The following is a 20,018-nucleotide window of genomic DNA, read 5'->3' as shown; positions in this document are numbered from 1 at the left end:
CTGATTGACCACCGCACGTATCGACTTCGTACACGAAAAGATACGTGCTCGTGGTGGGCTTTCTCAGTCATCGTTAGTTGTTATACGGATGAATCGTCACGCCTTTGACCACCCGATTGACGGTACGCGTTGGCGAAGGTGTGTCGGGTGTATTCCCGACTTTGATCGATGCCAGCAGTGCGATCGTTTGTGCAAAGACAATGTCTGCTAAGGCAAGATAACCGTCTGGCAATGATGTGTCATCTGGAAAGAAAAAGTTTGTTCCTGAGAAATTCACAGCTGTCGGCTGTCCGATAGCAGTCACTGCGGCGGCGATGCCGTCGCTCTTTAATTCTTCCAACATATCAAGATCATACTGCCGCGTATAGGACGTATTGCTGACAAAGACAAAGACGAGGGTTTGGTCATCTACGAATGATTTCGGTCCATGACGGAAGCCCATCGAAGAATCGAACACGGTGGCGATTTTTCCCGCAGTCAGTTCCAATACTTTTAGCTGTGCTTCCCTGGTCAACCCCGACAACGTGCCTGACCCAAGGTAAACGATCCGCTTAAAGGAACGGTCCGTCAGTACTTGGAGTTCTGTTTCTCTGTCGATCATTTCTTGCCCCAATCGGCTAAGGGTTTCAACATAATGCCTCTTTTCTGTCAGAGGCGTCTGGTCAAAAATCAGCAGTGCGGAAAGAGCCATGCAAGAAAAACTTCCCGTCATTGCAAAGCCAGCATCATTTGACCTCTCAGGCATCAATAACAGATAGCTCGTTTCATCAGCGGCAGCTTGTTGTGCCAAAGATCCGTCGGCTGCACAAGTGATCGTCAAATGATAACTGTCGGCAACGAATTGATCGACGATTTTGACCGCTGCTAAACTTTCTGGTGAATTGCCGCTTCTAGCAAAAGAAACGAGCAGTATTGGTTCATCCGCAAATAAAACTTGTTCTGGAGCTGCGACAATATCCGTCGTAGCAATACTTTCAAAAAGATAATCCGCAGTTGCGCCCGTCTTATTCAAGTAAGGAACGATCGTATCTCCAACATATTGCGACGTCCCCGCTCCCGTGAAAACTACCCGAATGCGTTTGTCCGTCTTTTGCTTGATAGTACGTAAGAAAGCCGCGATCGCCTCTTGCTTTTCTTGATAGATCGTCAAGGTTTCTTGCCAAAGTTCTGGCTGTTGTTTGATTTCTCTTGTTGTAATTTCCGCACCTAATTCTGCTAATTCCTTTGTTGACAGTTGAAACATCTTTCTTCCTCCTAGCTACTGTTTTTCCAGTATGTATTCCCAGTGATGGTACGAGGAGCGCTTGTCTTGGATGAAGGCTTAGCGATCACTCAAATGGCAAACTTCCTTGACTTCACTGGGTTTGAATACACGCCTTTTCTTTGCTCGAGTGGATCATTTCAGACTGTCTAGGAAATGCGCTACTCGTCGTTACGCAAGTGGCGGACTTTGTATCTAAATTGGTCTGCTCGAGCAACACTCAAGGTGTATTCGATCACTTCATTTTCAATATTGAACGTGCTGCGTACCAGGTTCAACACCGGCGCACCTTCGTGGATTTTTAGCAATGCCGCATCTTTTGCACTGGCAATACTGGCAAAAAATTCTTCGTCCGCGAGGCGGATCACTTGATGAAAGTCTTCATGAAAGATATCGTACAATGGTTTTTGCTCGATCATCTCACTCGTTAAATTCATGAAGCGTTTGACAGGCAGATAAGAACGCTCGATCATCATCGGTTGGCCATCAGCAAGACGCAATCGTTTTAACTTGTAGATCGGCTCGCCGATGGAAACTTGCAACTGAGTGGCAAAATATTTTGTCGCTTCCATTTTTTTGAATGCCAATACTCTAGTTTCTGGTTGTTTCCCTAGTGCTTTCATCTGTTCGGTAAAACTATACGAACCTGATAAATTGGTTGCCTGCTTGCGGATGTCTGAGACAAAGGTGCCCTTGCCATGTTGGCGATAAATATAGCCTAATTTTTCTAATTCCTGTAGTGCCAAGCGAACGGTGGTCCGACTTAATCCGTAGCGCTTTGACAGTTCTCTTTCTGAGGGAAGCATCGTGTCTGCTTCCATTTCATTTTCGATTTTTTCAATCAGTAAATTTAACAATTGATCGTATAATGGTTGTCGATTTTTATTGATATTCATAAGCCCCTCCAAACTGGTTACTACCACATAACGAGTGTACTATTTCCCGATAGGCGTGTCAAACAATCGTCTACAGGGGCTCTGTTTCCTGAATTTGCGTCTTTTCACGCAGGAAAATGAACCAATGTCCAGCACGAGCTAAGCTGAAAAGTCAGCTGTTGCTTGCTTAGCAAAACTCCTCCTGCGTGTTGCGCCGTTTCTTCTGCTAGCTTGCTTATTGCGGCCAAATGGATGGATACAGACCAAAGCCAGAACCGATCAAGCCGATCACTAGCAGCAAAGCGATACATTTCAACGGCGTCCAGCCGCGTTTTGATAAGAAGAAATACAGCATCAGTGTGATAGTCAATGGAATCACTTGCGGCAAGATCCCATCGAGGATTTTTTGAATATCGATCGTCACGGGCACTTCGTTAACTTTGTTAAACGTCAATTCATATTTGCCGTTAGCCAGTTCGTTGACCGCCGCATTTTCTTGCAATGTGTCGGTCAATTGACCATTCTCATCCGTGGTATACAGCATATCTCCATAAGCGGCAATGGCTGCTTGATCATCCACGATCGTCGTAGCTTGTGTCACTTCATTGGTAGTGCCGTTAGGGATCTGAATATCCAAAGACGTCGCCCCATACACGCAGGTCAAGGAACCGACAACAAAAATTCCTAAAATACTCGCTGCTCGGGTAAACTCTTTGGCATTTTCCGTTAAGATCCCAATGGCATCTGTCCCTAAACGATAGGACCAGTGCATCAAGAAGTACCGCAAACCAAATTGGGCCGCATTGAATACCAGTAAGAATATAAACGGTGCAGCGATATTGCCGCTGATCGCCATATTGGCTGTGATACCCGCCGTGATTGGTACCAGAGTGAACCAGAATAACGCGTCACCGATCCCGCCTAGCGGTCCCATCGCGGCGACTCGCACTGCCCGAATCATGGGAATGTCGGCTTTGTTTTGTTCCATCGATAGAATGATCCCCATCACAAAGTTCACGAGGAATGGATGGGTATTGAAAAACTCTAGGTTATGGCTCATTGAAGCAGCCAAGTCCTTTTCATTTTTATGGATCTTTTTCAATCCCGGTAAAATACTGAATAACCAGCCTCCTGCCTGCATTCGCTCATAGTTGAAAGAGGCTTGTAGAAATAAGGAACGCCAGACCATATTGTTCAAGGTCTTTTTATCCAGTTGTTCTGCGGGCGCTTGTTCGCTATAAGAATCGGGAATATTATATGCCATCTTCGTCGCCTCCGAAATCATAGGTATTGGCTGCTGCTACTTTAAATTTGGACTGGATTTGATAATCCCAAAAGGCTAATGCAAAACCGATAAAGGCTAGAATGATCAAGGCTGGTCCTTGCAAGGAAGGTGCCGCCATTACGATCGTGGCTAAACCAAACCCCATAAAGAAGAAACCCCACATTTCTTTGGAAACCATCACTTTTAGTAAAATCGCAAAACCGACATACCGCATCATGCCCCCAGCTGCGCCAAGCCCACCCATCAACCATTGAGGGATCGCTGCGACCGCCTGATTCCCGAAGGCAGCACCGCCGATAAAGAATAAGACCACGATCAAGCCAAAGATCGTTCCAAGACCCGCCATCGCTAAATAATTGATTCGATCAATGCCCTTCGTATTAGCATCATGGGCGTAGCTGTCGGCTTTTGACATCACTGGTGACATTAGTGAGAAGATAATCGTCACCCCATATTGCCCCAGCAAAGAAAACGGAATCGCCGTAGCGACGGCCACTGTCGGTTCCAGCTGCAGCGTGATCGCTAAGATTGCTGCCATAATTCCGCCAATCACCGCATTTGGCGGTTGCGCGCCGCCCACCGGCATATTGCCGATCGTCATTAACTGATAGGTTCCGCCAACGATCAAGCCGGTTTGAAGATCTCCAAGAATAAGTCCGATAACCATCCCGGTAACAATGGGCTGGTACAATGATTCTAAAAAACTAAATTGATCGATTGCGGCAATGAATGTAACTATGAAGACTAAAATGATTTGAAAAATCGTGTAATCCATTTTCTTTCTCCTTCCTTATCTCTGCATCACTGAAATAATTTCTTTTCATCTTCAACAGGTGTCGTTGGAACCCGCTGAATCACTAATTGCACCCCCATTTCCTTCAGTTTTTTAAAAGCATCGACATCTGCTTCATCGACGGCAACTGTCGTAGCAACCTGTCTTTTCCCTTCTGACATATGCATATTCCCAATGTTGAGTTTCTTGATTGGCACCCCACCTTCAGCTAATTTCAACGCATCTTGAGGATTTTCAACCACCATGAAAATTTTTTGTTTTGGCGATGCTTTATGAATGATCTCGATGGTTTTTTGAATCGAGAAATACCTCGTTTGGACGCCAGCTGGCGCCGCCATATCCATCAACCCTTGTCTGACTTTGTCTTTGGCGACCTTATCATTTGCCACTAAAATTAGATTTGCCCCCAACGTACCGTTCCATTGGGTGGCAACTTGCCCATGAATCAACCGATTGTCGATTCGCATCAACAAAATATTTGGTTCTCCCATAAATATGTCCTCCTTCTATTTACTGCATGATTTCTGCAACCGCACTGCGTTCTACTTCGATCACCGTTCCCGATTTCACCCTTAGATCGACCGTCTCTTTCCCAAGTGCTTGAATCTCCCCAATAATGCCGCCGTATAATTTGATTTTCTGCCCCTTTTTCAAGGACTGCTGCAATTCAGCGAAATAGCCTTTTTGCTTTTTCAGATGTTTCCCATTCAAGAAAGATGAGACCGCCAAAAAGAGAAAGAGAAAAACAAGCACCACGATTGAGGCTGCTAAGATCATTTCCCACATCGTTAAATCCCTTCTTCCTCATTGGTTTCCTCATGGCCTTTGATCTTTCCGTGAAAAATACCGCTCTTGCCAATCTCTGCCAGTTCTTGACAAAAACGCTCTGGATCAGTTGCCGTATATCTAGTCAACGAACCTTCCACTAGCAGCAGTAGATTGATGCCGCCGATGACCTCGACTTGCGGGTCCTCATTGGCAGCGGTCATCGCAACATTAAAAGGGGTCCCGCCTACAAGGTCTGCACAAATCACGACCCCATCACAGGTTTCCTTTAATTGATCGATTGCTCCTTGCAACTCTTTTTCAAAGTCAGCTAACGGATTTTCCTCTAAAAACGACACTGCTAGAAACTGTTCTTGCGGCCCTGCAATCATCGCAAGCGCATTTTCCATCCCTTGCGCAAATCCTCCATGACCTGTTAAAACCAAACCAAGCATCTTATGTCCTCCCCTTACTCTCAACTGGTAGTAACCACATATCCAATATAAACGCTTTCATTTTGTCTGTCAATAAAATTTTTGTTTTTATATGAAAATATCTTTGTTATCTTTAAATACGCAAAAGAGCGCCAAAACAATAATTATCAACAAAAAAGCTAACTGAAAAAAGTATTGAAATCCATCAACAGAATTTGTATAACGTTATTTTAAACAAATAAACACATTCGTTTTCGATTTCTGGTATCTAAAGAACCACAAGTCACTCACTATTCACCGATACAACAATCAACGTTGTTAAATAAAGGAACTATCAACAAATTTGCTTCCTTACTAAAAAAACCAGCTAGGTATAATCCCTAACTGGTTTTGATCATCACCAAACTCATTTTCCATTATGCGTTTTATTAAATTGTATTTCCAACATTGCCAATACCACTCAGATGCCATCCTGTTTTTAGTTCGGATAGATGATTTGCGTCAGTTCTCCAATCTTATCGTTATAAGCATCAGAAATAATGACAACGTCTTCTGTACTAAAAGCTTTTACCGCAGCGACTTGTCCATATTTCGAACTGTCACACAATAAATAGGCGGTTTTGGCATTATTTAGAATTTCACGCTTTTTGTTCGCCTCTACCAAGTTGGGCGTGCTTACACCTTTTTCAGCATCAATACCATTAGCACCTAAAAAAGCCGTTTGAAAGTTAAACGTTTGTAAATTTGCATCCGTCAATGGACCATTCAAGGATGAAATAACGGGATTGTATCGGCCACCAAGAAGTAAAATCTCGGCAGGAATTTCTTGTTGAATTGTAAAGACACTCGTATTGGTAGTAATAATCGTGATTTTTTTATTAATGATTTTATGCAGTAACGCTGTACAAGTCGAACCAGAATCTAGGTAGATCACATCACCATCGTGAACCAACTCAGCAGCCAAAGTAGCGATCGCTTCTTTCTCTTGGGAATACAAAGCAGCTTTAGCTGCAATCGGCATTTCGGAAGCCGTTGAACAAATCTTCACTGCGCCACCAGCCAACAATTCAACTCTTCCTGATTTTTCTAATTCTTTTAAATCCCGCCTCAATGTTGAGATAGAAACAGTAGGCAAAATGCTTTGCAATTGCTCTATTTTTAACAGTTCATCTTGAGCCAAAGCTTCTAAAATTTTTTCTTGTCTTTCATATGGAATCATAGCAACCTCCATTAATTGGTCAACTTCACTTTTTTTCAAATTATACCATACTTTTTCTCTCGGTATGAGCAAGGACTTTCATTGTTCGTCAATTTGATCTAGATTATGGGATAAATTTCTCGTTAACAAAAAAAGACGAGGATTCGCATTAGCGAATCCTCTAACCTTTGATCATTCTACTTCTAACTGACCAATCATTGCTACCCGTTTTTGGTGACGACCACCTTCAAACTCAGCAGCCAGCCATTCCTTAGTAATCATTTTCGCTAGTTCGACGCCCACGACGCGCGAACCAAACGCCAATACGTTGGTATTGTTATGCTCTTTTGAGAGCTTAGCACTATAGGGTTCGCTGCACACCACGGCTCGGATGCCCTTGATTTTGTTGGCAGCAATTGAGATACCAACGCCTGTGCCACAAATCAAGATTCCCAAATCACACTTTTGGGTTACCACCGCTTCTGCAACAGTCGCCGCATAATTGGGATAGTCAACGCGTTTATCACTTTCTGTCCCAAAATCCTGTACCGTGTGCCCTAACGACTCCAAATAGGTGATGATATCAGTTTTTAATTCAAACCCAACATGATCACAACCGATTGCTAGTTTCATGCTTGATCCTCCTCTTTATATATTGAGATCAGTTCTTGATACGATTCTTCTTTTCCAAAAAGAGCGGAGGTCCCTAAAACAAACCCATCAACACCTAAGGCGCTTAAGCGAGTCATTACGGCAGGCGAAATCGCTCCATCTGCCATTAATTGGTAGAAATAACGTTCCTTAACTGCAGCAAGCTGCTTTATTTTTCCTTCCACATGTGTCAAATACGCTTGACCTGAAAAACCGGGATCAACAGTCATTACCATCACGTAATCGATCAATGGCAGCAGTTCTTCAATCATTGCAACACTTGTTCCAGGATTGATGGCGATTCCGGCTTGTTTTCCCTTTTGCTTAATTTTGTTGATAGTTCTTGTAGGATGGCGATCTGCTTCCGGATGAAAATAAATGATATCTACACCTATATCCGCAAATTTCTCTACATACGCTCCCGGATCTTCAATCATCAAGTGGACATCAACTAAGGTTTCTGACCATTTGCAAATAGCTTCGATATCTTGAAGTCCCATACCAAAATTTGGAACAAATCGTCCGTCCATAACATCAAGATGAAAAATATCGATTTTCGCCGCTTGTAAAGCGGCAACCTCGTCCTTTAGCATTGAAAAATCAGCACACATCATAGATGGACACAAGATTTTTTTCTTCAAAACACTACCTCCTGTCAGCAAATGCTCTCACTCATTAATAACGCCAATCGCTTGTCCACAACGCCCTTGCTTCTCTGTAATCACTAAGGTTTGCTGTGCGGAATTAGTGAAAACAACGATTACATCCGTTTCTTTGCCCTGTGATGCCAGAAACGGAAAATCAACGTTTGCCAGCACACTCTCGGCAGTAACTTTGTCACCTTCAGAAACTCTGGTATCGAACCCTGCGCCATTTAGCTCCACAGTATCGATCCCAATATGGACTAGAACTTCTAAGCCATTTTTGGCTTTTAACGAAATCGCATGTTTTGTAGGAAACACAGAGACCACTGTTCCTTCAATCGGTGCTGTAACAAGATCATCTGTTGGTACCACAGCAAACCCTTCGCCTAATAGTTTGGTTGAAAACATCTCGTCCTTCACTTGTTCAATACTTTTCACCACGCCATTAGCTGGTGCATAAATAACATTTTTCTTCTTAAATAACCCCATATTCCCCCTGCTTTCTACGCCAATGTCTCGTCTCGATTGGTAAATACAAATGCTAAGACTGCTGAAACCACCATTGAAATCAGTAAGCCGATCATCGCTTGTATGAAATTCGAGGAAGTTGAGCCTACAAAGGCGGGAAAAGTGGTGACACTACCAAAGACAAAGGCATTCGTTACAACTTGCATCAACCCTAAATAGGCACCACCCACAGCACCACCAATAATTTGCGCTAAGAAAAGTTTTTTATTTTTTACAAGTAAGCCGAACAAAGTAGCTTCGATAATCGCTGATAATGCGATCGTGACTAAGCCAGTTAAAGCAAAGCTTCGCAGTTTTTTATCTTTCGCTTTAAAGTAAACGCCAATCGTTGTACCTATCACGGCGAAGTTACATGCAAAAGTAAAAGGAACGATGTAATCAAAGCCATAGGTTGAAACGTTATTAATCATGATTGGATTGACTGCCCAGTGAATGCCCAAACTTACGAGAACACTCCAACCACCACCAACTAAGATTCCAGTTAGCACACTACTACGCTCGATCAACCAATTCACCACATTAGCGACTGCTTCGCCACTATAGACCCCGATTGGTCCAATAACGATCACTGTCAATGGAACCATAATCGCTAGTGAGACTAAAGGAACGACCACCAATTTTAAAGTCTCCGGTATGTGTTTGTCTAAGAATTTGTAGAGATATGAAAAAGCCCAAATCGAAAGGATGATTGGTACGACAGTCGAATTGTAGTTCATCAAAACGACTGGAATCCCAAAGAACTCCGTCGTTGCACCGTTGCCTGCTCCTCCCATCAATGCAATAAAATCAGGATTGATTAACGCAGCCCCGATCAATGCAGAGATATACGGACTGGCACCAAACCGCCGCGCTGAAGTAAACGCTAACAATACGGGCAAGAAATAAAATACACTCATAGAAGCAACAAATAAAATCGAATAAGTGCCGCTGTCTTCACTGATCAACCCGAGCTGAACAAACAAAATCAGTAGTCCTCTTAAAATACCTGAGCCCGCCAAAACTGGTAGTAGTGGCGCAAAAATAGCAGATACGGCAGAAAAAACATTGCTGATAATACTGCCAGAAGCTTGTTCTTCTGTGGTAGGGCTACCAGCACTTTCGTTACCTTTAACTAACGGCTCAAACTCATCGTAGAGCTTCCCGACTTCTGTCCCAATCAAAAGCTGGTATTGGCCCGCCTTATTAATGACATTGATCACTCCGTCGATATTCTCGACGGCTTGATCATCCGCTTTTGCGGTGTCATGTAACGTTAGACGCAACCGGGTGGCACAATGTGTCATATTGCGAACATTATCCGCTCCGCCTATTTTTTCTAAAATATTTTTTGCCATCACTTTGTAATCCATCTTCCCCACTCCTTTTATTTTGATTGATTTGTTGGTGACAAAAATTCAAGCAGCAACTGATTGGCTGCGACTGCATCGTTTTGATCGATCACAGCTTGAATCGCAGCCAAGCCTACGTTATCGATCATTTGATCCATTTGTTTGATCATTTTCATGTTTTGTTCGCACTCTTTTGAGGCATGTTCAATTACAGGGAACGTATCAAAATAAATCACACCGTCATAGTTATGCTTTTTGACATAATACAAGAATTCTAATGTTTTGAAGGGTGTTGCTGAACCGATCATCAATCCATCGTCGTTTAACCCATACCCATCATTCAGATGCACCCCGTATAATAACCCTTTTCCAGCAAACAGATCCGCAGCAAAAGCAGGGTTTTCGTGTTTCATTAGCATGTGGCAATAATCAAGGGTCACACCTACATTTTTGCGGTTGATCTCATTAAGCATCATTCCAGTGACACCCATACTATCAATGAACGCATAGGCTCTTGGTTGAAATGGTTTATACTCGATACTGATTTTCAAATCTGGTGCGTAGTCAGCAATTTCAATAAAAGCATCCCGAATCTGATTCCAAACCTTTTGGTAATTGATTTGAAAACTATAGTCAAAGCCATCAAAACCGAGCCAAATGGTTACGACTTCTCCACCTGCTGCACGACAATAATCAGCAGCTTCTTTGCATAATGTCAAGGCATGCTGCGCAACCTGTGGGTCAGCATTGCCTAATTCACCGTTGATAAACTCTTCTCTGAATCGCAATGCAACACCATTCAATTTCAAATCAGCTTGTCCCAATCTCTCTTTCATTTCAGAGGCAGTCGTCCCACCGACGTGCTCCGGATAATTTAAATCTACGTAATCAAGCCCCAATTCTTTGAATGCGCCAAATACATTGTCTAAATCATTTTCGTAAATTGATAAAAATGAATTGATTCTCGTTGCTAATTTCATCTTCATTCTCCTTAGCCATTTATTATAGACTCAGAATAGCACAAAATTTTTCCATTAACAACCATTTTATTTCATATTATTTCAAATTAATTCATAAAGAAGCATTGTTTCTATTAGAAGAAATACTTCAAAAAATTGATTTATAAGCATTTATTTTGTTAAAACTTCATTTTGGAACTATTTGAAATAAATTGATTTTTTATGGATCATTTTAAAAAAGTTGTCTTGATTCACTGATTATGCTGATTTGACTCTATTTGTTTCAGAAAAAGGATCATTTGGCAAATCCTTAGTGGGCTGCTATTGAACTAGGCGTCCCTAGTGATATATCTCCTTTCACTCCTTCGAATTGTTTTCACGTGAAACAAAAAAACCTAACCAACCAGCAGGATCGCTGTTTGATTAGGAAATAGGCACTGCTTTATTGTTTGGTCAACCACGTGCGCGAGTGTTCAACTTCTTCATACGTTAACTGATGACTTGGGGTCCAAACGGTTGAAAGGACTGCGCCCCGCGAGGTAAAGATCTCTTGGACGTAAGCACTGTCAGCTAGGGAAACGATCGGGTCGTTTCTGCCAAAACTCATAAACACATGAGTGTCAGGCAAGGAATTCGTCGGTACATTCTCGACTGGATACATGGCGTGGTAGAGGATCGCTTTTTTGAAGTGGTCACTATCATTTAGTAATAAGCGAATGGCAATGTTGGCGCCATTGGAATAACCCACCAGTACCACTTGCGCTAACGAAAAGTTGTATTCTTTGGCGGCTTGCCGAATAAAATCGGCTAATTCGTCGCCGCGAAGTGCTAAGTCGGCTTCATCATACACCCCTTCAGCTAGGCGTTTGAAGTAACGGGGCATGCCGTTTTCTAAGACATTGCCGCGAATACCTAATAGTGACGCTTGGGGATCAAGGGCTTTGCCTACTTCTAGCAGCGACTGTTCGTCGCCACCGGTGCCGTGGAGCAGCACCAAAACTGGTGCGTCAGCTGCTCCTTGTTGATAGATTGCTTTCATCGAAGTTCCTCCTTTAACTTGGTCGTTTGATATCGAAAATCTCCCCAATCGTTGCGTAAGAATTTCCCGCTAGCCGGCTGACTGCTTGTAAGGCACGGGGATCGATCTTGCCATCTTGATAGACATCCTCTGCAATCTGGTAGCCGACGACTTCCAACAATAAGAGATCGGCAGTGGTCTGCTGGTCTTTTTTGATGGGTACGTGTTGATGCAGAATCGTTTCTAAGCGTACATTGGCTTCTTTCAAGCCAGGAACGACAATTGTTTTCGATGTCGTTGTGGTAAATCCAGAAACCGTCAACTCGCTTTGGTCTGCGGGCAATAATGCCGCGGTTTTATTGGCCTCTTGGATATTTGTTTGATCCAAAATATGCACGACGGCTTCTTTTGTCGCCAACAGATTGCGGGCGGTGTCTTTCAGTTCCCCCTCTTTACGCTGGATAGCCAACGAGAGGATCACGGGTTCTGAGCTGACGATGTTAAAAAAACTGAATGGGGCGATGTTGACGATACCATCGGCTGATTGCGTACTGACCACTGCCACTGGCCGTGGAATGATGGAGCCGATCAGTAGTTTATAATTTTCTCGTTGGGTCAAATTCTTGGGATCTAAATAGTGCATACAACGTCTCCTTTTTTCTAAACCGATAAGTCTGGCAAGCGATCCTCGATCTCTGCACGACGGCTTTCAAATTGGGCTGGCAGCATCAACTGCTGTCCTAACGTTTCCAACGGTTCATCAACGAAAAAGCCCGGGGTTTCTGTTGCGATCTCAAAGACGATGTTGCCCCTTTCTTGGAAATAGACGGCTTTGAAATAGTTGCGGTCTTTGATTTCAGTGACTCCGTATCTTTGATCGTACAAGTATTCTTGCCACTCTTTTTGCACTGCTTCCGTTGGCACGGACCACGCGATGTGATGGACGGTGCCGACACCCCAGCGCCCTGCTGGCATTGCTGCATGGGGCACGACGATCTCATGAGCGAGGGTACCTGCGGTATGGAGATGCGTGCTTTTCTCTGTTTTGTTAAAAATGTCCAGACCTAGATCATCTGCCAACGTTTGAATGGTCGCTTTTGGTTGTGCCGAAAGCAAGACGGCCCCATGAAAGCCTAAAATCGCTGGTGTTTCTACCGACTCTTCGGCTTCGACTAACGCCAAAGACAGGTCATGCTGATCATGAAGTTCTAAAGTTGGCCGATCAAACAATGTACTTTCTTGGACAGTTACTTGATGTTTCGCCAGATGTTCTTGCCAATAGGCACTGCTGCCTTTAGGAATACGAAACGCGATCGTGCCGACTTGTCCGCTTCCTACTCGCCCAGGATGGGCATTTGCCCAGGGGAAGAAGGTGATGATGGTCCCATTTTCTAATGCTTGATTGCTGTAATAAAGATGATACGTGTACGGATCATCAAAATTGACGGTTTGTTTGACGAGGCGCAACCCCAACACGTCGCGGTAAAAGGCAACGTTCGTTTGCGGATCGCCTACGATGGCTGAAATATGGTGGATCTGTTGAATGGGTTGCATACTGTGTGCCTCCTTAGGCGCGTTTTGTATTGAAGGGTTTGATGACTCCTTCGATGTATTCACGGCGATTTTCTAAAAATGGTGCCAATGATAAGGACTCACCCAATGTTTCGTATGGCTCATCCCCCATGAACCCTGGTTCATCTGTTGCTAGTTCAAAAAGAATATGGCCGATGCGCACATACAAGGATTCAAAATAGTAGCGATCCACATAGCCGGAGTTGGCCAATCCCAAGTTATCAAAGATTTCTTGCCAAACTGCTAATGAGTCGTGGTGAGCTAAGCGAAAAGCGACATGATGCACTTCGCCATCGCCTTGTTGCGCTTGCGGGCTCGTGGTATCTTCCACTAAAACGACTTGAGCGCCATTGCCGCCTTCACCAACTTCTAGCAAATAGCGATTATCTACTTGATCAATGGTTTTGAAATCAAAAACGGATTCCAGCAGCCCTTTGAAATCTGCCAAGTAAGAAACAGACATTTCGACAGGACCTAAGCCATAAATTGCAAATTCAGTAGGAACCGGTCCTTTTTTCCAAGGAGTACCAGCTTTCACGCCAGTATTGTGTTCATCAGAGATCAATTGATAGGCTTGCGTATCAAAATCCCAAAAACGCATCACTTTTTTCCCAAATTCAGTGGTGATTGCTTCGTGTTTTACCTCAAATTCATCAAAGCGTGCGGCATAATAATCAAGGGCAGCATCACTGGGTACTCGGAAACTGGTGCGGGTGATCGAGTTGGTTCCTTTGCTGCCGCGAGCGGTATTGGGAAAATCAAAGAACGTCATGGTCGTTCCCGGTGACCCTAAATCATCCGCAAAGTAGGTATGGTACGTATAAATGTCATCTTGATTGACGGTTTTTTTCACTAAACGTATCCCTAACACATCTGTAAAGAAATGGTAATTCCGTTCCACATCACTTGTCATGGCCGTCACATGGTGTACCCCTAATAATTGATCTTGTTTTCTCATTTTCTTTTCCTCATTTCTGATCGTAAGTTATTTTTCGTAAAATTGTTTTTAATTGTTGCAATTCTTCACTGCTGAGTTCGGAAAAACTCGCCGCAATCTTTTGTGCATGACTGGGAAAAATTTTCTCCATCAATGCCCTGCCTGCTTCCGTAATCCTGACGTAAGTTACCCGTTGATCTTCTTGGCTAGGTTCCCGGCGCACGCAACCTTTTTTGACTAATTGATCGACTACATAGGTTGTCGAGCTGCTGGCGATCAAAATTTTTTCCTTGATGGCTTGCGTCGTATGGGTGCCTTTATGGTAAAGCAATTCCAGTACAGAAAACTCTGTGATATTTAAGCCATAACAACGAACATCTTTTTTTGCCACTTGTTCCAAACGACTCGCCGTACGCAGCAAACCGATGTACGCTTTGAGCGCTTCTTCTTGATGCGCCATTTTCCTCACCTCTTTATTTCGAATTCGAGATAATCATAACTTACTTTTTGTAAGTTGTAAAAAGATATGCTTTGGTTGTTTAAGAAAATCATTCAATGCTTATTTTTATAGAGGTTAAGAACGGTTAGACACTAACGAAGGTCTCACCTTTTCTCTATGTCCCCTTCAAATCTAATAAAAAACGAAACTCATGAAAGGTTCCATGAGTTCCGCTAAATATATATTTTACTGAAGAGGATTCGATCCATTCCATGTACTGATCGATGAAGCGCTGATTCCCACGCATAGTTATCTCTTTTTCAAATCTTTACAGTCGGCTGGACCTGCTTTTCCAAAGCCAGCAACCACTTTTTGCGTTCGACACCGCCGCCATAGCCGCCGATGCTGCCATCGCTATTGATGACGCGGTGGCATGGAACGATCAACGCCAATTGATTTTTTCCGTTGGCATTGGCAACAGCTCGGGTGGCTTTTTCATTGCCGATTCGCTGTGCCAATTGTTTGTAGGAGTATGTTTCTCCAATCTTCATCGCCAACAGCTGCTGCCAGACGGCTTTTTGAAAATCAGAGCCGATCAATGCGATGGGTACCGTGAAGACAGTTCGATTCCCTGCAAAATATTCCGTCAGTTCTTGTTTGAGTTGCTGAATGATTGCTGTTTGCTGCGGAATGATCACTGCATTCAAGCGGCTTCTCAAAACAGCAATCTCCGTTTCTAGCCCTCTGCGATCCACGAATTCTAACAAGTAAAGCTGCTGCTGGTCGCTGATCGCCAACATCGACCCTAGCTTGGTCTCAAGCCAAGCAGAAGAAAGAATCGTTTTTTCGCGGCTGTTGGAAGGCAATTCCCCCATAATCCGGGAAAACGCATCTCGAAAGCCGTTGCCAGAATCGAAGCCGGCTTCTAATTGTGCTTGGATCAGCGGTTCTCCTTCACGAATCTGCTTAAACGCTAACCCTAAACGGCGTGCACGGGAATATTCGATAAAGGTCATGCCAAAATATTTTTTAAATTGTCGTCGCGCAGTATTGGGATGGATCGCTAGCGCTTCAAAATCTTTGTCGGTCCACTTTTTCTCCGGGTTGCTCTCCACCGCTTCCACCAGGCTTTTCACGTCAGGGGATAAGTGGCTAGGTGAGCTGAGCGGGCGACATCGTTTGCAGGGACGATACGCCGCCAGCAGCGCTTCTTGTGCCGTCTGAAAAAACTCGCAGTTTTTCTTGAGCGGTTTTTTCGCTGGACAGGTAGGACGGCAAAAGACGCCGGTGGTTTTTACCCCAACGTAAAAAATCCCTTCATATTGGGAATTTTTTTCAATCAGCATGTCGTAATAGTGGTCCCGTTGTCGGCTATCTTCAATCATCTTGCGCATCCCTCCTTCTTTTCTACACTTACAAAAATACTTTGTGCTTGTACAAACATATGACCAACCATTGCAACAGCCTGCATTGGCAGTTCGAAAATTTGCCCACATCCTTCTGATGACATACGATCACCCTTTCTTCTGAATGACCTTAGTGTACAAAGAATGGTCTTGGCACATCCCATAAAAATTAACACCAATTTTTTAAAAAGGATCGAAGGCAGTTATCCTCCGATCCTTTTGATTTCCCGTTTGCCTATTTTTCGGCGAATCTTAAAGCGGCACCTACAGGAACCTAGACCGTCGCCTTCTGCTTGACTTGCAGGGCACTTTTTTTCCGCAAGACTCGCTCCAAACGGGGACGATTGTAGCGTTGGATCATGATGAATGGGCAGTTGGCCAATAACGCATAGACGATCATCACCCAGCCCGCCCACGCAGGATTCCAGAGGAAAAAGAACGGTGCTAGAACCATCAGTAGCCAATGGGTCAGCTCTGCTCGGCGTGTCTCGATGACGAATTTTTCCAGATAGTCCTTTTGTTGCTGAGCCAAGCGAGATTTGTCAAAGCCTTTTTTGGCAATCACAGTGCCGTCGGGCAATTTGTCTTTCCACTGACGAATACGAAATACCTCCGCCCAGATTCTGCCGCCTTTTTCAAAGGCAAAAGAACGGAACCAGTTGGCATGACGTTCAAAAAAAGCATCACTGACTTTGCGCAAGCCAAAGGAGATGCCTAGATGAAACAGCAGCCAAGCCAAGCTGTCTGTAATGAGCAAGAGCAGTGGAGATAAGGTGATCAGCGGCATGTGCATCGCCTCCTATAAATTGATTTTTCGTCCTTTCCAGGTCACGGATTTCAACAAATGGGTTTGGATCCATGACCAACCAAATAAGCCTAGGAAAAAAAGAAAGTAACACGGGAAAAAAAGCAGCAGGATTCGGTTGAAGTTGCCGACACGGCGGGCAAAGCACACGGTTTGTCCAAAATAAGCAGCATAAAAAAGTAGGCCTAGCCACAGTGGTTCCATCAGAAACGGTGCCGCCAGTACCTCAATGCCGCCGCTGATCCACAAGATGACACCTGCCATAATCAAAGGGTGAGTGAATTGCGAAGCAGTGGCAAAGTCCTTCGTCCAGCCTTGAACAAGTTGACGAACACCAGCTGGATACATCCGAAAGGCCAACAGGTCTTTTCCACCATACAAGGCGATCGGCAAGCGTTTTTTCTTAAAGCGTCTCGCTAATGCTAGATCATCTAAGATTCCTTGCGGCATGTCCTGATGCCCATTGGCTTGAAGGTACGCTGTTTTGCTGCACAAGATACACGGACCAAAGGCGCCGCCGGCTGAGAGTTTTTCGCCTACGATAGAAAAGCGGTTCAACCCGACAGGTAAGATGACATTAAAGACGGCAGATAGTTGTTCATACAGGCGCTTCGTTTGATGATAGGGCTGCACCGAGAGCAGGCCTTGTCCCGATCGCTCCTCATACGCAGCGAAAAGGCGCTCTAAGCCATCTTCTGCTAGAAAGAAGGTATCGGCATCCAAAAATAATAGATACTTGCCCACCGCTTGTGAGGCGCCTAACCAGCAAGCCGCCGCTTTCCCAGCAGAATCAGCAGCGGTTTTCAAGACCGTCGCACCGAAGCACTTGGCACAGGCGATCGTCTCGTCTTCCGATCCGTCATCAACCACCAAAATCTCCACAGGATAAAGGGTTTGCTGCTGCAAGGATGCCAACAATTGCGGCAAATTTTCTGCTTCATTGCGGGCGGGGAGGATGATCGACAATTCTGCCCTCTCCTTCAAGTCTTTGGATGCGGCTGTCTCCTTGCGGGTGGGTATCGTCGGCAGGCGGAAAAAAATCAGCCAGCCTGCCAGCCAAGCAGCGCAAATACCAGCGAGCAGCAGGTACACAGTCATCATCCTTTCTTGTCTTAGTGTTCTCTTTTGGTGATCATCTCACTGACTTGCTGGCCACTAAGGGTCACCATCGGCATGCCGGCACCGGGATTGACCGTACCGCCAACGAAGTATAGATTGTCGTAGCGTTCGCTGTGTTTCGGGTGTTTAAAGCCATGATTTTTTTTGCGATTAGAGACCGTGCCGTAGATGGCGCCGCGATGTGACAAATAATTCTTTTGGATGTCTTCGGGTGTCCAGCGGTCTTCATACACGATGTGCTTGCGTAGATCCGTTAAGCCCATGTTTTCCAGCTTGATCAAGATCCGTTCACGAAAGGCATCGTATTCCGCTTCCGTAAAGGATTTATCCTGCAAATAAGGGATATGAGGCAGGATTTTGATGTTTTCATGCCCTGCCACTGTTTGCGAAGGATCGGTTTTGTTGGCATTGACCAAATAGATCGTTGGGTCTTCCGGCAGCTGATGCTGATGGAAATTTTGATCAAAGTTTTCTTTTGAGGCATTTGAAAAGAAAAAGTTGTGGTGCGCCAGTTGCGGATAGGAGGTTTTGACCCCTAAGTGCAAGACGAAACCAGAACTTGCTGGTTCAAATTTTTCTTCCAGTTTTTGAGTAAAGGTCGGCGCTTCTTCTAACAGCTCTTCATAAGCCGGGATCACTTCCATGTTGGAAACAAAATAGTCGGCTTCGATCAACGTGCCATCATCCAAACGAGCGGCACGGATTTGTTCTTGTTCAACGATCAATTTTTCCACTTTATGTCCCGTATGGAAGGTCACACCGATCTCTTTTGCTAAGCGAACGATGCCTTCGGCTAACCGATGCATCCCGCCTGGCACGTACCAGACACCTTGGGCATGCTGCATGTAGATCATCATGTTCAAGACGGCTGGGGCGTCATAAGGAGACGAGCCGACATACTTGATAAAATAGCTCAGCATGTCTTGCAGCTGCGGATTGCTGACACGTTTTTGAATGGCATCATGCATGGAAGAGAAATAATCAAAGCCTTTCAGCGCTTTGATCACGCCGTGATACTTCAAGATTTCTTTCGTGGTATCTAAGCCTTTCTCGAAATAGCCTTTTTCCGTGATATCATAAATCTTTTGCGCATAGTCCAAAAAGTTTTGGTACTCTGCCATGTCTTTTTCCGACAAGTGGGGGTTTTCCTTTGCCATGCGGGCAAGATCGCCATAGAGATCAATCTTGGTGCCGTCGGGGAAAAAGGAGCGCCATTCCAATGGCAATCGGCGAATCGCAACATAATCCGCCATATCGCGATTGCTGCCAGTAAATAATTTTTCAAAAATCTGCGGCATCGTCAAAATCGAAGGACCTAAGTCAAAGCCGAAGCCGTTTGTTTCCAGTCGGTTCAATTTGCCACCTAAATGGTGATTTTTTTCATATAATGATACATCAAAGCCATTTTGGGCTAATGAGACCGCCGCTGATAGACCACCAAGTCCGCCGCCGATCACTACAACTGTTTTTTTCTCATTCATTGAATTGCTCCTCGTTTGCTTTAATAAACGTCCCTATTTAGCCAATTCTTTTCACCGAAACAGACGGTTGCGTCTCACTGCAACTGCGTGTCTTCGCACTATTTTGGCATTGGCAACTTGAATCAAAGGATCGTTTTTCTAGATAATTCTATAGTATCACACCTTTGAAAAAATGACGGGGATGAGCCTACCGGTCAACTGATGCTGTTTTTTCTCAACCATGATTTCAGCGAATGAAAAAACAACCTGCTGGAAAAGAAAGGAAACCCAGTCATTTCGCCCATTCCGAAAATATTCTTTTTATAACAACAATTATCAGAATAGTTGAACATTTTTGACGTTAATACCAGCGAAAAACAAATCTTCGTATGGTTACGAAAAAATGCGTTTGAGCCAATTTGGAATATCCTGTACATTGAATGTAGCGAAAGTCCTTCCCCCAATCATTAAAAAAACAAAAGGGCCTTCTCAGTAAGACATTGCTTAACAGTGACTCTTTTTGATAATGACACGTATTGTC

The 20,018-nt window shown here is 44.2% G+C and carries 22 protein-coding genes; all 22 read right to left on the bottom strand.

Annotation, left to right across the window (positions count from 1 at the left end; translation table 11 throughout):
- Positions 1 to 73 precede the first annotated feature (73 nt).
- Entirely contained in the window at positions 74 to 1,243 is a 1,170-nt protein-coding gene (locus tag IGI86_RS01070) for an SIS domain-containing protein (protein WP_430617662.1), read from the bottom strand.
- 179 nt (positions 1,244 to 1,422) lie between these two features.
- Positions 1,423 to 2,157: a GntR family transcriptional regulator gene (locus IGI86_RS01065; RefSeq protein ID WP_016619581.1), complete on the bottom strand. Its 735-nt coding sequence runs from the start codon at positions 2,155 to 2,157 to the stop codon at positions 1,423 to 1,425.
- Between the two features lie 214 nt (positions 2,158 to 2,371).
- Positions 2,372 to 3,400 (bottom strand): PTS system mannose/fructose/sorbose family transporter subunit IID, encoded by a 1,029-nt coding sequence (locus IGI86_RS01060; protein WP_411415673.1) that lies wholly within the window; start codon positions 3,398 to 3,400, stop codon positions 2,372 to 2,374.
- Positions 3,390 to 4,196, bottom strand: a complete 807-nt coding sequence (locus IGI86_RS01055; RefSeq protein ID WP_005226770.1) for a PTS mannose/fructose/sorbose/N-acetylgalactosamine transporter subunit IIC — start codon at positions 4,194 to 4,196, stop codon at positions 3,390 to 3,392. The genes IGI86_RS01060 and IGI86_RS01055 overlap by 11 nt, the downstream gene beginning before the upstream one ends.
- Before the next feature lie 26 nt (positions 4,197 to 4,222).
- On the bottom strand, positions 4,223 to 4,705 hold the full coding sequence (gene agaV / locus IGI86_RS01050) for a PTS N-acetylgalactosamine transporter subunit IIB (protein ID WP_430617661.1): 483 nt from the start codon (positions 4,703 to 4,705) through the stop codon (positions 4,223 to 4,225).
- Between the two features lie 19 nt (positions 4,706 to 4,724).
- Positions 4,725 to 5,000: a preprotein translocase subunit YajC gene (yajC, locus tag IGI86_RS01045; RefSeq protein WP_008376459.1), complete on the bottom strand. Its 276-nt coding sequence runs from the start codon at positions 4,998 to 5,000 to the stop codon at positions 4,725 to 4,727.
- A gap of 2 nt (positions 5,001 to 5,002) precedes the next feature.
- Positions 5,003 to 5,434 (bottom strand): PTS sugar transporter subunit IIA, encoded by a 432-nt coding sequence (locus IGI86_RS01040; protein WP_008376461.1) that lies wholly within the window; start codon positions 5,432 to 5,434, stop codon positions 5,003 to 5,005.
- A 457-nt stretch (positions 5,435 to 5,891) separates the two neighbouring features.
- Positions 5,892 to 6,644 carry a DeoR/GlpR family DNA-binding transcription regulator gene (locus tag IGI86_RS01035; RefSeq protein ID WP_430617937.1) on the bottom strand — a complete coding sequence of 251 codons (753 nt, stop codon included), beginning with the start codon at positions 6,642 to 6,644 and terminating at the stop codon, positions 5,892 to 5,894.
- A 159-nt stretch (positions 6,645 to 6,803) separates the two neighbouring features.
- Positions 6,804 to 7,244 carry a ribose 5-phosphate isomerase B gene (rpiB, locus tag IGI86_RS01030; RefSeq protein ID WP_016611535.1) on the bottom strand — a complete coding sequence of 147 codons (441 nt, stop codon included), beginning with the start codon at positions 7,242 to 7,244 and terminating at the stop codon, positions 6,804 to 6,806.
- Positions 7,241 to 7,903, bottom strand: coding sequence for a ribulose-phosphate 3-epimerase (locus IGI86_RS01025; RefSeq protein ID WP_101698764.1), 663 nt, complete (start codon positions 7,901 to 7,903; stop codon positions 7,241 to 7,243). The genes rpiB and IGI86_RS01025 overlap by 4 nt, the downstream gene beginning before the upstream one ends.
- Positions 7,904 to 7,930: 27 nt before the next feature.
- On the bottom strand, positions 7,931 to 8,395 hold the full coding sequence (locus IGI86_RS01020; protein WP_430617660.1) for a PTS sugar transporter subunit IIA: 465 nt from the start codon (positions 8,393 to 8,395) through the stop codon (positions 7,931 to 7,933).
- A gap of 14 nt (positions 8,396 to 8,409) precedes the next feature.
- Positions 8,410 to 9,783 (bottom strand): PTS transporter subunit EIIC, encoded by a 1,374-nt coding sequence (locus IGI86_RS01015; RefSeq protein ID WP_016611538.1) that lies wholly within the window; start codon positions 9,781 to 9,783, stop codon positions 8,410 to 8,412.
- A 14-nt stretch (positions 9,784 to 9,797) separates the two neighbouring features.
- Entirely contained in the window at positions 9,798 to 10,742 is a 945-nt protein-coding gene (locus IGI86_RS01010) for a sugar phosphate isomerase/epimerase family protein (protein WP_061053596.1), read from the bottom strand.
- Positions 10,743 to 11,163: 421 nt separating this feature from the next.
- Entirely contained in the window at positions 11,164 to 11,760 is a 597-nt protein-coding gene (locus IGI86_RS01005) for an alpha/beta hydrolase (protein ID WP_086316771.1), read from the bottom strand.
- 13 nt (positions 11,761 to 11,773) lie between these two features.
- The gene (locus IGI86_RS01000) at positions 11,774 to 12,382 is read right to left on the bottom strand and encodes a flavin reductase family protein (RefSeq protein ID WP_430617659.1); all 609 of its coding nucleotides are present in this window, start codon (positions 12,380 to 12,382) and stop codon (positions 11,774 to 11,776) included.
- A 17-nt stretch (positions 12,383 to 12,399) separates the two neighbouring features.
- On the bottom strand, positions 12,400 to 13,293 hold the full coding sequence (locus IGI86_RS00995; RefSeq protein ID WP_077453040.1) for a VOC family protein: 894 nt from the start codon (positions 13,291 to 13,293) through the stop codon (positions 12,400 to 12,402).
- Positions 13,294 to 13,306: 13 nt separating this feature from the next.
- Positions 13,307 to 14,269: a ring-cleaving dioxygenase gene (locus tag IGI86_RS00990; protein WP_430617658.1), complete on the bottom strand. Its 963-nt coding sequence runs from the start codon at positions 14,267 to 14,269 to the stop codon at positions 13,307 to 13,309.
- 10 nt (positions 14,270 to 14,279) lie between these two features.
- Positions 14,280 to 14,708 (bottom strand): MarR family winged helix-turn-helix transcriptional regulator, encoded by a 429-nt coding sequence (locus IGI86_RS00985; protein ID WP_005232643.1) that lies wholly within the window; start codon positions 14,706 to 14,708, stop codon positions 14,280 to 14,282.
- Between the two features lie 299 nt (positions 14,709 to 15,007).
- The gene (locus tag IGI86_RS00980) at positions 15,008 to 16,072 is read right to left on the bottom strand and encodes a bifunctional transcriptional activator/DNA repair enzyme AdaA (RefSeq protein ID WP_077453044.1); all 1,065 of its coding nucleotides are present in this window, start codon (positions 16,070 to 16,072) and stop codon (positions 15,008 to 15,010) included.
- A gap of 295 nt (positions 16,073 to 16,367) precedes the next feature.
- Positions 16,368 to 16,880 carry a glycosyl-4,4'-diaponeurosporenoate acyltransferase gene (locus tag IGI86_RS00975; protein ID WP_430617657.1) on the bottom strand — a complete coding sequence of 171 codons (513 nt, stop codon included), beginning with the start codon at positions 16,878 to 16,880 and terminating at the stop codon, positions 16,368 to 16,370.
- A gap of 12 nt (positions 16,881 to 16,892) precedes the next feature.
- Positions 16,893 to 17,999, bottom strand: coding sequence for a glycosyltransferase (locus IGI86_RS00970; RefSeq protein ID WP_430617656.1), 1,107 nt, complete (start codon positions 17,997 to 17,999; stop codon positions 16,893 to 16,895).
- 11 nt (positions 18,000 to 18,010) lie between these two features.
- The gene (locus IGI86_RS00965; protein WP_005232659.1) at positions 18,011 to 19,498 is read right to left on the bottom strand and encodes a phytoene desaturase family protein; all 1,488 of its coding nucleotides are present in this window, start codon (positions 19,496 to 19,498) and stop codon (positions 18,011 to 18,013) included.
- Positions 19,499 to 20,018: the final 520 nt, after the last annotated feature.

This window comes from Enterococcus sp. AZ188, assembly GCF_050544075.1.
GTDB classification, from domain to species: Bacteria; Bacillota; Bacilli; order Lactobacillales; family Enterococcaceae; genus Enterococcus_D; species Enterococcus_D entomosocium.
This window is presented reverse-complemented; position numbering and strand designations above follow the sequence as displayed.